Raw genomic sequence first — 12,517 nt, 5'->3', positions numbered from 1 at the left:
GTTATCTATTACCAAAAATAACGATTATGGAAGCTAATAATGAAAAAGACCGCAAAGTAGTTAAAGATGCTGCGGTAACCGATACCGAGCAAGAAACTCCTCGTAATGAAGAAAATGTAGAGAAAAATTCTTCTTCAAAAGTAACAGGCAATTTTGTTAAGAAACACGGCCGTACAAGTAATGCATTTGGCGATGGTCACGAGCCTGGCACCATTCCTGGAACAGGAATTTAAAATATTAAATATTTTACTAAATTTAAACCACGATATACCTCGTGGTTTTTTAATTTTATTAACATGCAAAGAAAACAGTTTCTTCAAAACTCAGCGTTAGCTATGGCCGTATTAGCCTTTTATAAATCGGATGCATTTGCAAGTTCATCCCTGAATAGGGCATATCAATTTAAAGCATTACGCAACGATGTTGGTATCTTTACCGAACAGGGTGGTACCATTGCTTGGTTAAATGGATCTAGTGGTTTTGTGGTGGTCGACTCTCAGTTTCCGGCATCTGCACCCCATGTAATAGAAGAATTAAGAAAGTTGGGGGAAAAACCATTTAAGTATTTGTTAAATACGCACCATCACGGCGACCATACCGCAGGGAATATTGCTTTTAAAGGATTGGCCGAGCATGTGGTTGCCCATCAAAATTCACTGGTAAATCAGAAACTCGCTGCTGAAAAAGCAAAAAATGAAGATCAACAACTTTATCCAGACGTAACCTTCGGAAAGGGTTGGAAAGCACCTGTAGGCAAAGAAAAAATTAGTTCTTATTATTATGGCTCTGGCCATACCAATGGCGATGTAGTTTATCATTTCGAAAATGCAAACATTGTGCATGTTGGCGATTTGGTTTTTAATCGCCGTTTCCCCTATATAGATCAAGCAAATGGAGCACACATTGGGAATTGGATTACGGCGTTAGATAAAATATATACTCAATTTGATAAAGATACGATTGTAATTACCGGACATAGCTTAGATCCAGAAAAAGTAGTGGGGGATAAGGAAAATATTAAAGCCTTTAAAAATTATTTAGAAAGCTTAATGACTTTCGTGAAAGCCCAAATCGCTGCCGGTAAAACAAAAGAAGACATCTTAAAAGCAACGACTATTCCTGGTGCTCCAGAATGGCAGGGAGATGGTATTGCAAGGAGCTTAACGGCTGCATACACTGAACTTACTGTGGGTTAGTTCAGTAGTTCATTAATCATCGTTTATTGCGTACTAAAAATCTTCACATCTGCGGCTATGTAATTAAATTTAAGTTCAATTTATAAACGTTATAAATTTAAAATAAATCTTGCTTAAGCTATTAAATATCAATTAAGTAAAACATTATCGGCTATATTTGCTTAATTCTAATCCACCTGATAATGGATGATTTTTTAGCAGCCCGCTCACAGATGGCCCTTTCATTGGGCTTTCACATTATTTATGCTTGCATTGGTATGGTAATGCCATTTTTTATGGCTGTATCGCATTATAAATGGCTTAAATCGAATAATGAGGTTTACAAACACATTACCAAAGCATGGAGTAAAGGAGTCGCCATCTTTTTTGCAACAGGCGCAGTGTCTGGAACGATGCTTTCTTTCGAATTAGGCTTATTGTGGCCAAAATTTATGGAACATGCTGGATCAATATTTGGAATGCCATTTTCACTAGAAGGAACAGCCTTTTTTATAGAAGCTATCGCATTAGGTTTTTTTCTTTATGGTTGGAATAAACTTAATAAATGGTTTCATTGGTTTACTGGGGTTGTTGTAGGTGCGAGTGGGTTAGCCTCAGGTATTTTGGTCGTCGCAGCAAATGCATGGATGAATAGTCCGACAGGGTTTGATTTTGTAAATGGCGAATACTTAAATATCGATCCCATAGCTGCCATGTTTAACAGAGCTTGGTTTACACAGGCCTTACACATGTGCTTGGCAGCATTTACGGCAACTGGTTTTGCCGTTGCTGGGGTTCATGCCCTCATGATTTTAAGAAAACAAAATCAAGATTTTCATTATAAAGCTTTTAAAATAGCAGCAACCTTTGCTACTATTTGTGCAGTATTGCAGCCCATAAGTGGCGATTTATCGGCCAAAGACGTGGCAAAGCGACAACCTGCAAAACTAGCGGCCATGGAGGCACTTTATCATACGCAAAAACCTGCCCCATTGCTAATAGGAGGAATTGTTGACGAAAAGAAAAAGGAAGTAAAATTGGCAATTGAGATTCCGGGAGCATTAAGCTTTTTGGCACATGGCGATTTTAAAACAGAAGTAAAGGGGCTCGATCAAATTCCGGAAAATGAGCATCCGCCAGTGGCGATAACCCATTATGCTTTTCAGGTTATGGTAGGCATAGGGAGTTTATTAGTGGTTATTTCGCTTATTTATGTAGTAATGGCTTTGCGCAAGAAGAAATTAATGGAACAAAAATGGATATTGAAACTCTTTGTTTTGGCAATACCACTTGGTTATATTGCTTTAGAGGCGGGTTGGGTAGTTACTGAGGTTGGGCGCCAGCCTTGGATAATTTATGGATTTATGCGAACCAAAGACGCAGTTACACCGATGCCAGGTATCGCGTGGTCGTTCTACCTGTTTTCTGCCATTTACGCCTCATTAAATGTTATCGTTATTTTCTTGTTGTATCGGCAAATAAAAATGGTTCCTGTTTTATATGGTCAATCAGTTAAAACAAATCAATCATGGAATATGTAGTTATATCTTTTTTATGTTTGGCTATTCTACTCTATTTTTTATTAGGTGGAGCTGATTTTGGGGCTGGAATTATCGAACTCTTTACGTCTTCAAAAAATAGAGGTAAGACTCGGAAAACCATGTATCATGCTATCGGGCCAGTTTGGGAAGCAAATCATATGTGGTTAATAATCACTATTGTAATTTTGTTTGTCGCTTTCCCAAAAATCTATACAACGATGTCGGTGTATTTGCACATGCCCTTAGCTATTATGCTTATTGGAATTATTGCGAGGGGCACCGCCTTTGTGTTTCGCCATTACGATGCCGTAAAGGACCAAATGCAAGAAGTGTACAATAAAATTTTTATTTACTCGAGCTTTATAACCCCATTATTTCTAGGCATTATTGCCGGAAGCGTACTATCTGGGCAAATCGACAACCAATCTAACGATTTTGTTAGCGCATACATTTTTGGCTGGTTAAATTGGTTCTCAGTAGCTGTTGGGTTGTTTACCGTTGCCCTATGTGGCTTTTTAGCTGCAATCTATTTAATAGGAGAGAGCAAGGCCGAAGAAGATAAGCGTCGATTTATAAAAAAGGCAGAATTTATGAATGTAGCTGCAGTTTTGTTGGGAATGATGGTGTTTATTGCTGCAAGTATTGAAAATGTTCCATTGATGAGTTGGGTTTTTATGGATGTTGTAGGATTGGTTGCCGTTAGCTTAGCTAGTTTATCGCTCGTTTTACTATGGTATTTATTAGTAAGAGGTAAAACTAAGGTACTACGAATTTTAGCGGGGTTTCAAGTTAGTATGATTTTGTTAGCCATAACCTATGCTCATTTTCCTAATTTTATTCGCTTCAAAGATGGAAGTACACTTTCTTTAAACGAAAGTATTGCGCCTATAAAAACAGTAGAAAGCTTAGGTTGGGCTTTACTACTAGGAAGTGTATTTATTTTACCTTTTTTAAGCTATTTGTTTTACAAGTTTCAACAGAAGGAAGAGTAGTAATTTGCTAATTCGGCAGTTTGTAAATTAGTGAATTAGCACATTTACGAATTAACTAATATTTTCTAACTTTTTCATTTGCAGGTAGGTATTCAGCTATCGCCGCTGATCCATACCAATTCATGATTTCGGCATCAAGCAATTTGGCCTTATATGCAGGGTCGGTAGCCAATATTTCTTTTGCCTCATCGATAGATTTCGTATTGAGGATAAAGATGCCACGATAGGTTTTATCATTTTTACCCAATGGCCCAGCTACAATAAGTTTGTTTTCTTTAACAAGTTTGCCCATGTTTGCCATATGGCCTGCAAACGCGCTATCTGTTTCTGCCTTGGTTGCAGTGGTGTTTGAGCCCGTTTTTAAGATCACCAAAACATACATTTTCATCCCGTTGTCGTCTGCGCCAAGTTTCTTAGCCAACGTTTCGTCGTAATTTGGATTTACTTTTTTATCTTGTGCATTAACTGCTAAGCTAAGTGATATTAGTACCGTAAAGAGTATTAATTTTTTCATTGATTATATTTGCTAGTTATAAATCCAATCTATTTCCTTTTTCCTATTTCCTTTTCTTCCAACCACTTTATCAATTCTGTTTTAAGTGCTTCACCCATTTTTTTCTGATTAGCTGGGTTTTCTAAAAAATCTTTGCTTACACCGTTGTCTCCAATCTCTAGCAATACCCTATACTTTGCGGTGTTTACGTTCTCATCTAAGCTATAAAATGCTTTTTTACCAGTATTTTTACAGACGTAATCATTTCTACCTGTTGAACTATCGAAAAGAACACCTCTGTTTTCTAAATCGGTAACTGAACAAATTGCTGCGACTAAACGTGAAGCTAATTTTTTGTTTTCTGCCTCAAATGCATCGCCCTCATGAATATATCCCCAAATAGCGTGACGCTTAGTGCCACCATTGTTATGAACTGCGATAAATACATCCGGATTTCTTTTATTAGCTTCCTTAAGTTCAAAGGCATAGCCAGATATCTTTCCATCGATAATAGCTGACGTATGCTCAATAAGGGTATTGCTCCCAACGTTAGGATGATGAAGATTGGGCTCATTTAAGCTCCACACCTTATACTCTTTAAGCTTAGGTTTAAAGGCCATTGCAGCTTCGATAATTCCATTGCAGGTTTTTGCTTCGCTAAAATCTTTACCTGTATCGGTTTGATGGGAAGGTTGCCAAATAATAACCGCCTTAGATTTCGGCTTCGTAGAGCTTGTAAAAAGGATAAAAAAAGAAAGTGCTATGATAACTTTGTTCATAATAACTAAATGTTAGTATTATAAATATAAGAACTCTTCCTAAAATTAGCTAATTAGCTTATTTGTAAATTAGTTCTTCATCATTTTTAAGAAAGTGGCAAGTTTAGCTTTCATCTGTCTTCTGTCAACGATAAAATCTAAAAATCCATGCTCTAAAACAAACTCTGAAGTTTGGAAACCTTTTGGAAGGTCTTTTTTAATGGTTTCTTTGATTACTCGTGGGCCCGCAAAACCTATTAAGGCACCAGGTTCTGCGATATTAATATCACCCAACATCGCATAAGAAGCAGTAACACCACCAGTTGTTGGGTCGGTTAAAAGGGATATGTAGGGTATTTTAGCTTGTGCTAATAAGGCAAGTTTAGCGGAAGTTTTGGCCATTTGCATTAAAGAGAAAGCCGCTTCCATCATTCTGGCACCGCCAGATTTAGAAATCATCAAAAATGGCACTTTATGCTTAATGCTATAGTCGATAGATCGCGCAATTTTTTCGCCCACTACCGAGCCCATAGAGCCTCCAATAAAGGCAAAATCCATACAGGCAATCATAAGCTCTTGGCCATCTACTTTGCCGTGCGCAGCACGAATAGCATCTTTTAAGCCTGTTTTGGCTTGGCTTTCTACTATTCTATCCGTGTAGGGTTTATTATCATTAAAGTTTAACGGGTCGCCCGATGTTAAATTTGGAAACAGTTCTGTAAATTGATTATGATCGAATAAAACCTCAAAATATTCTTTAGAGCCCACGCGTAAATGGTAGTCGCAATAGTGGCAAACGTACTTGTTCTCTATTAAATCGGCACTATGAAGTGCTTTTTTACAGTTCGGACATTTGTTCCACAATCCATCTGGTGCTTCTTTCTTTTCTTCGGTTGTGGTACTGATACCTTTTTTTTCTCTCTTAAACCAAGCCATATTTCTTTTAAAAAATGCGATTACAAAGAAACGATTTTTTTTTTACAAATGGATTTACAAATAGCGAATTAGCAGATTAGCCAATTTACCAATTTTTTCATAACTTCGAGGCATATAAAATAATACAAAAATGAGTTTAAAAGGCTACAAAGGCGTAATTTACGGAGCTGCTTTACAAGAATTATTCGAGCAAGCTAAAAAACATCAGTTTGCGTTACCGGCGGTAAATGTAACAGGAACAAATACCATTAACGCAGTTATGGAAACAGCAAAGGCGGTAAACTCGCCAGTAATGATCCAGCTTTCTAATGGAGGAGCGCAGTTTTACGCAGGTAAAACATTAAATAATGACAATTTAAATGCATGCATTTTAGGAGCGGTTTCTGCAGCTAAGCATGTTCATTTACTAGCTGAACATTATGGCGTGGCCGTTGTATTGCATACCGACCATGCAGCTAAAAAGTTATTGCCTTGGATTGATGGACTTTTAACTCATGGTGAAAAATTCTTTGCAGAGACCGGAAAACCATTATTTTCATCTCACATGTTGGATCTTTCTGAAGAACCAATTGAAGAAAATATGGAAATTTGTGTGGAATATTTCAAGCGAATGAGCAAAATGGGCATGACCATCGAGATTGAACTTGGGGTTACTGGTGGTGAAGAAGACGGAGTAGATAATAGCGATGTTGACAGTTCTAAATTGTATACTCAGCCTTCAGAAGTAGCCTTTGCCTATGAAGAATTAAGTAAGGTAAGTGATCGTTTTACGATAGCAGCGGCTTTCGGAAATGTACATGGGGTATATAAACCAGGTAATGTGAAATTACAACCTGTTATTTTAAAGAATTCGCAAGATTTTGTAAAAGAGAAATTTAGTTTAAGTGCTGAAAAGCCAATTAACTTTGTATTTCACGGCGGCTCGGGTTCATCACAAGAAGAAATTAGAGAAGCCATTTCTTATGGAGCAATAAAGATGAATATTGATACCGATATGCAATGGGCATTTTGGGAAGGTGTATTAGGCTATTATCAAAAGAACGAAGCATATTTGCAAGCGCAGATTGGGAATCCTGATGGTGAGGATAAACCGAATAAAAAATATTATGATCCTAGAGTGTGGTTGCGCAAAGGCGAAGAAGAATTTGTAAAGCGTTTAACGGTTGCTTTTGAAGATTTAAATTGTATAGGCGCAAGTAATAAGTTGTAGAAAGTATTACAACAATAGTGTAGACAACGCCATAGGTTAAAACTTATGGCGTTTTTGCTTGTTTATTGTTTATATTTATGTAAATTTTATATGGATGAAATTAGCTAAAAAAGGAAGTAATTTATTTGAGCGTTTTGCCAATGCTGCAACAAAATTTACAGGTAGCTCTCCAGCATTTATAGGTGCTGCTTCTATTATAGTTTTATGGGCGGCTAGTGGGCCACTTTTCCATTATTCTGAAACTTGGCAATTGGTAATTAATACTGGAACTACAATCATTACCTTTTTAATGGTCTTTCTAATTCAAAAAGCTCAGAATAAAGATGGTAAGGCAATTCAACTAAAATTAAATGAATTAATTGCGGCACATGAGCGAGCAAGTAATCGTATGGTTGATATTGAAGATTTAACCGAATCTGAATTAGACCAACTACATAAATTTTATGTAACCTTAGCGAGATTAGCAAAAAAGGAAAACGACATTCATCACTCACATTCTATCGATGCCGCTGAAGAAATAAATGAATTAAAGAGTAAAAATATTAAAAAACCTAAGAAATCATAATCATGGACACACTTCATGTACAAAAAGCCGTAACCAAAGAAGATTTAGAGAAAGTTTTCTCCATTAGAAAAATTGTATTTGTAGACGAACAGGGGTGTCCGCCTGAAATTGAGTGGGCAAATGAAGAAGAATCTACCCACTTTTTGGCAATTTCTGGTCATTATCCCTGCGGCGCTTGTCGATGGCGGAAAACAGATAAGGGTTATAAATTAGAACGCTTTGCTGTTTTAAAAGAATTTAGAGGTCAGGGTATCGGAAGGGCGTTAATAGCTACCGCTTTAGACGACTTGCCAGCCGATGCAACCTATATTTATCTGAATTCACAACTTGATGCGATGAGTTTGTACAGAAAATTTGGGTTTACTGCCGAAGGCGAACAATTTGAGGAAGCTGGAATTCAGCATTTTAGAATGGTAAAAAATGTATAAATGTACAATAGTACCTGTTAGTTGCATTAACTGAATTTTTTGAAATGTTTTTTACCTTTTTTACATCATGATAAAGCGAAAGATTTTTTTATTTACTGTAGTTAGCCTTTTAATTTTTTGTGGGTGGACTGCTACGCAATCTGATAGTCTTTCAAAAGCACAATGGCTTATTGGGACTTGGGAAAATAAAACAGCTCGAGGAAGTATTTATGAAACTTGGGTTAAAAAAAGTGATGATGAATTTTTAGGGAAGAGTTACATGAAAAAGGAAAATGATACTCTTGTTCTCGAACACATTCGCTTAGTAAAAGAAGCTAATCAATTGTTTTATATCCCAGCGGTGAAGAATCAAAATGAAGGGTTGCCCATTCGATTTGGATTAAAAATCAGTTCAGATACGCAGTTGGTTTTCGAAAATCCAGAACACGACTTCCCCCAGATCATTTCGTATACCAGGATAAACCGCGATTCGCTGATAGCAGAAATTTCAGGCACTAAAAACGGTCAGCCAAGAAAGCAAACTTTCCCAATGAAAAAATTACGCTAAACTTTACCGTTACGAATGAAATTCAGGTACAAAATTATTTTCCTGACTTTAACGCAGGTAGCTTAAATCCGTCTAATACGCTTTTAGCCGCCATTTTCTTTTCCACCTCTGCAATGCTTCTAGGGGCGAATATAGAAAGGTTTTCATAGCCATCTTGCGTAATCAATACATCATCTTCGATACGAATACCAATATTCCACCACTTCTTGTCGCAGTCGCTATTAGCGGGAATGTAAATTCCAGGTTCAATGGTAATCACCATGTTTTTTAACAGCGTTCTTGAACTGCTACGGTCGTGAACATCTAATCCGATATGATGGCTCAGACCGTGCGTATAATATTTCCGGTAATCTTTTTTGTCTTTAATTATCCCTAGCTTAAGTAGGCCTTCCGAAATCACTTCATTGGCTGCATTGCTAGCATTTGCAAAGGTAGATCCATCTTTTAACGTTTTAAAGGCAGCTTCTTGCGCATCATAAACAATTTGATAAATTTGTTTTTGAGTTTCTGTGAATTTTCCATTAGCGGGTATGGTTCGAGTAACATCTGCACTATAACCATGATATTCTGCACCAACATCCATAAGGATTAACGAGTTGCCCACTTTGGTTTTGGTGTTGGTTTCATAATGTAAAATACAGCCATTCTCTCCAGCACCCACAATAGAGCCATACCCAATTTCTTCTGCACCATATTTTTTATGAACATATTCATGTAATCCTTGTATTTCAAGCTCACTCATGTCAACATGTGTTGCTTTCATGACCTCGTTTTGCCCTTGGCAAGAAATTTCAATTGCTTTGCGTAACATCGTTAATTCTTCTGGTGTTTTGATTTCTCTTAGCTTACCAGTTAGCATATTGTAGGTTCTGCGTGCAGTACTAGCTTCGGTTAAATTATCTAAAGAGAGGTTTGCCTTTTTTTGAAAGGAATAAAATAGCCCAGAAAGTGAAGCGGATTCTGTTTTAGAAGGCACCATAGTTGGTGGAGTACTATAAATTACGGTTTTAAATTTTGAAAAATCGATAGGATAAGCCGCAAAGTCGCTTCCATTAAACGACATCGGTAGGCCTAGTTTTTCTTTCGCACCTTCTACACCCAAACGCTTTCCCGTCCAGCTCTCTTGTTGTGGGTTTCTTTTTTGAACAAAAAATAATTCTTTGAAAGATTTACCATTCGCATCCGTTTGCTGGTCTTTGAAGATAAACAAAACTGCATCCGGCTCTTTATATCCAGTAAAATAATAAAGGTCTGGATTTTGATGATAAAGATAATCTACATCATTAGAAAAATTACGGGTAGGGTAGGCAAAGATTGCCATTACACTGCCCTCCGGCATATTCTTACGCAGTGCTTCTCTTCGTTCTGCATGAAATTCCTTAGTAAAATAATCTTTCGGTTCAAAATCTTGAGCAATGCTATTTTGCCCTAATATGCATAGTATTAGAAGTATAAATAATTTTTTCATTATTTTTCTGGTTGGTTTAATCCATGTTGATAATGTTTAAATATATTACTATTGAATCGCTTTAATGGTTTGGTATAAAAGATTTTACAATACTTGATATATCAATTAAAAATTAAACGAGAATAGTGCATTGCTTGCTGCCATTTTTCGGCATCTATCATTAAATTTTCTCCTTTATTTTCTAAGAAATAAATTAAATCTTCGGTTGCTAAATTTCCTGTTAAATCATCAGCGGCCATTGGGCAACCCCCAAAACCTTTTAATGCACTATCAAATCGTTTACATCCTGAAGCATAGGCGGCCTCAATTTTTTCAATTCTTGTTTCTGGGGTGCTGTGCAAATGGATACCAATCTCGGTTTGCTCAAATCTTTTAATAAGCATGGGTACGATAGCCTCAATTTTTTCAGCTGTAGAAACGCCCGTTGTGTCTGATAAAGAAAGTATTTTTACACCCCTTTTTACAAGTTCCTCAGTCCATTTTTCAACAATTTCAATGTTCCATTCATCCCCATAAGGGTTACCAAAACCCATTGATAAATAAATAACCGCAATCTTATTTTTTTGATCACAAACGTTTAGCATTTCTTCAACCGTAGAAAGGGATTGCATAATACTCGAGTTGGTATTTCGTTGCTGGAAGGTCTCGGATATAGAAAACGGGAAGCCAAGGTAAGTTATTGCTTCGTGTTTAATTGCGTCTTGTACCCCCCTCAAATTGGCTACAATGGCAAGCAGTTTTGATTTGGTCGTGCTTAAATCTAGTTTTTCCAAGACCTCAGGGGTATCGCTCAATTGTGGGATAGCTTTTGGAGAGACAAAACTTCCAAAATCAATCGTATCAAAGCCAACCTGAAGTAATAGGTTAATATAATCTGCCTTAACTTGGGTGGGCACAAAATGATGTAAGCCTTGCATAGCATCACGTGGGCATTCGATGAGTTTCATTTTAGAACGGTTTTTAGTTTTTAGTTGCGAGTTTTGAGTTGTGAGGTTGGGTGTGTTTTAGCTTAACCTTTAGGCTTCCTACTACTAAACTTTCGAACTTTGGGGTTTCTGGCTGTTACCTGTCGACTTAATAAATGGCCTAATAATCAACCTCGTTCCTCGGTCGTAGCTAAAATAACTCCAAACCCAATTTACAAAGACAACTAATTTATTTCTAAAGCCTACTAAAGTCATTAAGTGTACAAACATCCATGTAAACCAAGCAAATATACCTTGAAAATGTATTTTATTGATATCCACAACCGCCCTATTTCTTCCTACAGTTGCCATGGCACCTTTATCAAAATAACTAAAACTTTCTGTTGGTTGATTGGCAATGATATGGATTAAATTTTTAGCCAATAATTTTCCTTGTTGAATGGCAACTGGAGCAACTCCTGGATGCCCATTAGGCATAGAATCGGTAATCATTGCCGCTACGTCGCCTATAGCATAAATATTCTGATAGCAGGCTACACGATTAATTAAATCTACTTTTAGTCGATTTCCTCTAACGATACATTCAGGGTTTAATCCATCGAGTACCACTCCTTTTACACCAGCACTCCAGATCACCGTTGCGGCCAAGATACTTCGTCCATCTAGCAACCTAAGCAAATTGCCATTGTAAGACTGAACTCTGGCATTGGTGTACACCGTTACCCCTAATTCTTCCAAGAATTCTTGCGATTTAACTTGCGATTGTTTAGACATTGGCCCAAGCAATTCTGGTGAGCCTTCGATCAAATAAATGTTAACTTTATGTAGGTCTAATTCTGGATAATCATTTTTGAGCACATGTTTCTTCAGCTCTGCAATTGCGCCTGCCGTTTCTACACCCGTTGGTCCGCCTCCCACAATAACAAAGTTTAAGAGCTTGGTCTCGCTATCTTTATCTTTTTCAATTAGGGCAGCTTCCAAATTCTGTAAAATCAAACTTCTTAAATTTAATGCCTCTGGGATAGATTTCATGGGCATGGCGTTGTGCTCAATTTCTGCCTGACCAAAGAAATTACTTGTAGAACCTGTTGCAATAACTAAGTGATCGTAAGTAATTTCGCCAATGGTGGTTAAAAGCTTGTTTTCTTCAGGGATTACTTTTTGTACTTCGGTTACTCGAAAGGTTAGATTTTTTTGGCCTTTGAATATTTTTCGAATGGGGAATGCAATCGAGTCGGCCTCCAATCCACCAGTTGCAACCTGATATAGCAGAGGCTGAAACGTATGATAATTATGTTTATCTAAAATAGTAACTTCAACATTTTCATTTCGAAGTTTTTTGGCTAATTCTATCCCTCCAAAGCCTCCTCCAACAATTACGATTTTTTGTTTTTCAGTATCCATATTAGATAAACTCATATTCGTGCTTTTAGTTTGGTAAATATAGGAAGTAAACTGCTGATCGTAGTTAAACTAGT

The 12,517-nt window shown here is 37.0% G+C and carries 14 protein-coding genes; 8 read left to right on the top strand and 6 right to left on the bottom strand.

Annotation, left to right across the window (positions count from 1 at the left end):
• The first annotated feature begins 26 nt into the window (after window positions 1-26).
• The 4 genes from WG904_RS14150 to WG904_RS14135 all read left to right on the top strand — a co-directional run bounded on the left by WG904_RS14150 (window position 27) and on the right by WG904_RS14135 (window position 3,708).
• A complete protein-coding gene (locus tag WG904_RS14150) occupies window positions 27-233 on the top strand; it encodes a hypothetical protein (protein ID WP_339579978.1) in 207 nt (68 codons plus the stop codon).
• A 63-nt stretch (window positions 234-296) separates the two neighbouring features.
• The gene (locus WG904_RS14145; protein ID WP_339579977.1) at window positions 297-1,196 is read left to right on the top strand and encodes an MBL fold metallo-hydrolase; all 900 of its coding nucleotides are present in this window, start codon (window positions 297-299) and stop codon (window positions 1,194-1,196) included.
• Window positions 1,197-1,378: 182 nt separating this feature from the next.
• Window positions 1,379-2,716, top strand: coding sequence for a cytochrome ubiquinol oxidase subunit I (locus WG904_RS14140; RefSeq protein WP_339579976.1), 1,338 nt, complete (start codon window positions 1,379-1,381; stop codon window positions 2,714-2,716).
• Window positions 2,704-3,708, top strand: a complete 1,005-nt coding sequence (locus tag WG904_RS14135) for a cytochrome d ubiquinol oxidase subunit II (protein ID WP_339579975.1) — start codon at window positions 2,704-2,706, stop codon at window positions 3,706-3,708. The genes WG904_RS14140 and WG904_RS14135 overlap by 13 nt, the downstream gene beginning before the upstream one ends.
• A gap of 55 nt (window positions 3,709-3,763) precedes the next feature.
• Here the strand turns inward: WG904_RS14135 and WG904_RS14130 are convergent, their stop codons facing one another.
• The 3 genes from WG904_RS14130 to accD all read right to left on the bottom strand — a co-directional run bounded on the left by WG904_RS14130 (window position 3,764) and on the right by accD (window position 5,895).
• The gene (locus tag WG904_RS14130) at window positions 3,764-4,222 is read right to left on the bottom strand and encodes a YciI family protein (RefSeq protein ID WP_339579974.1); all 459 of its coding nucleotides are present in this window, start codon (window positions 4,220-4,222) and stop codon (window positions 3,764-3,766) included.
• Window positions 4,223-4,251: 29 nt separating this feature from the next.
• Window positions 4,252-4,980, bottom strand: a complete 729-nt coding sequence (locus WG904_RS14125) for an N-acetylmuramoyl-L-alanine amidase (protein ID WP_339579973.1) — start codon at window positions 4,978-4,980, stop codon at window positions 4,252-4,254.
• Between the two features lie 69 nt (window positions 4,981-5,049).
• The gene (accD, locus tag WG904_RS14120; RefSeq protein ID WP_339579972.1) at window positions 5,050-5,895 is read right to left on the bottom strand and encodes an acetyl-CoA carboxylase, carboxyltransferase subunit beta; all 846 of its coding nucleotides are present in this window, start codon (window positions 5,893-5,895) and stop codon (window positions 5,050-5,052) included.
• Window positions 5,896-6,025: 130 nt separating this feature from the next.
• Here accD and fbaA point away from each other — a divergent pair, with 130 nt between their 5' ends.
• From fbaA to WG904_RS14100, 4 genes are all read left to right on the top strand, one after another.
• A complete protein-coding gene (gene fbaA, locus WG904_RS14115) occupies window positions 6,026-7,105 on the top strand; it encodes a class II fructose-bisphosphate aldolase (protein ID WP_339579971.1) in 1,080 nt (359 codons plus the stop codon).
• Window positions 7,106-7,199: 94 nt separating this feature from the next.
• A complete protein-coding gene (locus WG904_RS14110; RefSeq protein ID WP_339579970.1) occupies window positions 7,200-7,670 on the top strand; it encodes a low affinity iron permease family protein in 471 nt (156 codons plus the stop codon).
• A gap of 2 nt (window positions 7,671-7,672) precedes the next feature.
• Window positions 7,673-8,098 carry a GNAT family N-acetyltransferase gene (locus tag WG904_RS14105; protein ID WP_339579969.1) on the top strand — a complete coding sequence of 142 codons (426 nt, stop codon included), beginning with the start codon at window positions 7,673-7,675 and terminating at the stop codon, window positions 8,096-8,098.
• Window positions 8,099-8,165: 67 nt separating this feature from the next.
• Window positions 8,166-8,645 (top strand): DUF6265 family protein, encoded by a 480-nt coding sequence (locus WG904_RS14100; RefSeq protein WP_339579968.1) that lies wholly within the window; start codon window positions 8,166-8,168, stop codon window positions 8,643-8,645.
• 34 nt (window positions 8,646-8,679) lie between these two features.
• Here the strand turns inward: WG904_RS14100 and WG904_RS14095 are convergent, their stop codons facing one another.
• The 3 genes from WG904_RS14095 to WG904_RS14085 form a co-directional block, all read right to left on the bottom strand.
• Complete coding sequence (locus WG904_RS14095; RefSeq protein WP_339579967.1) at window positions 8,680-10,113, bottom strand: aminopeptidase P N-terminal domain-containing protein; 1,434 nt, start codon at window positions 10,111-10,113, stop codon at window positions 8,680-8,682.
• 101 nt (window positions 10,114-10,214) lie between these two features.
• Complete coding sequence (locus tag WG904_RS14090; RefSeq protein WP_339579966.1) at window positions 10,215-11,060, bottom strand: hydroxymethylglutaryl-CoA lyase; 846 nt, start codon at window positions 11,058-11,060, stop codon at window positions 10,215-10,217.
• An 84-nt stretch (window positions 11,061-11,144) separates the two neighbouring features.
• Window positions 11,145-12,458, bottom strand: a complete 1,314-nt coding sequence (locus WG904_RS14085; protein WP_339579965.1) for an NAD(P)/FAD-dependent oxidoreductase — start codon at window positions 12,456-12,458, stop codon at window positions 11,145-11,147.
• Between the last annotated feature and the right edge of the window lie 59 nt (window positions 12,459-12,517).

Origin of the sequence: Pedobacter anseongensis, from assembly GCF_037482965.1 — a bacterium.
Classification (GTDB): domain Bacteria; phylum Bacteroidota; class Bacteroidia; order Sphingobacteriales; family Sphingobacteriaceae; genus Pedobacter; species Pedobacter anseongensis.
Note: the sequence above shows the minus strand (reverse complement) of the source record. Positions and strands in the feature narration are given on the sequence as shown.

What these genes read in the sequence shown, in the direction of transcription:
- WG904_RS14150 (WP_339579978.1), top strand. Translation starts at nt 27, where the DNA reads ATGGAAGCTAATAATGAAAAAGACCGCAAAGTAGTTAAAGATGCTGCG.
- WG904_RS14145 (WP_339579977.1), top strand. Translation starts at nt 297, where the DNA reads ATGCAAAGAAAACAGTTTCTTCAAAACTCAGCGTTAGCTATGGCCGTA.
- WG904_RS14095 (WP_339579967.1), bottom strand. Translation starts at nt 10,113, where the DNA reads ATGAAAAAATTATTTATACTTCTAATACTATGCATATTAGGGCAAAAT.
- accD (WP_339579972.1), bottom strand. Translation starts at nt 5,895, where the DNA reads ATGGCTTGGTTTAAGAGAGAAAAAAAAGGTATCAGTACCACAACCGAA.
- WG904_RS14135 (WP_339579975.1), top strand. Translation starts at nt 2,704, where the DNA reads ATGGAATATGTAGTTATATCTTTTTTATGTTTGGCTATTCTACTCTAT.
- fbaA (WP_339579971.1), top strand. Translation starts at nt 6,026, where the DNA reads ATGAGTTTAAAAGGCTACAAAGGCGTAATTTACGGAGCTGCTTTACAA.
- WG904_RS14100 (WP_339579968.1), top strand. Translation starts at nt 8,166, where the DNA reads ATGATAAAGCGAAAGATTTTTTTATTTACTGTAGTTAGCCTTTTAATT.
- WG904_RS14140 (WP_339579976.1), top strand. Translation starts at nt 1,379, where the DNA reads ATGGATGATTTTTTAGCAGCCCGCTCACAGATGGCCCTTTCATTGGGC.
- WG904_RS14085 (WP_339579965.1), bottom strand. Translation starts at nt 12,458, where the DNA reads ATGAGTTTATCTAATATGGATACTGAAAAACAAAAAATCGTAATTGTT.
- WG904_RS14105 (WP_339579969.1), top strand. Translation starts at nt 7,673, where the DNA reads ATGGACACACTTCATGTACAAAAAGCCGTAACCAAAGAAGATTTAGAG.
- WG904_RS14110 (WP_339579970.1), top strand. Translation starts at nt 7,200, where the DNA reads ATGAAATTAGCTAAAAAAGGAAGTAATTTATTTGAGCGTTTTGCCAAT.
- WG904_RS14090 (WP_339579966.1), bottom strand. Translation starts at nt 11,060, where the DNA reads ATGAAACTCATCGAATGCCCACGTGATGCTATGCAAGGCTTACATCAT.
- WG904_RS14125 (WP_339579973.1), bottom strand. Translation starts at nt 4,980, where the DNA reads ATGAACAAAGTTATCATAGCACTTTCTTTTTTTATCCTTTTTACAAGC.
- WG904_RS14130 (WP_339579974.1), bottom strand. Translation starts at nt 4,222, where the DNA reads ATGAAAAAATTAATACTCTTTACGGTACTAATATCACTTAGCTTAGCA.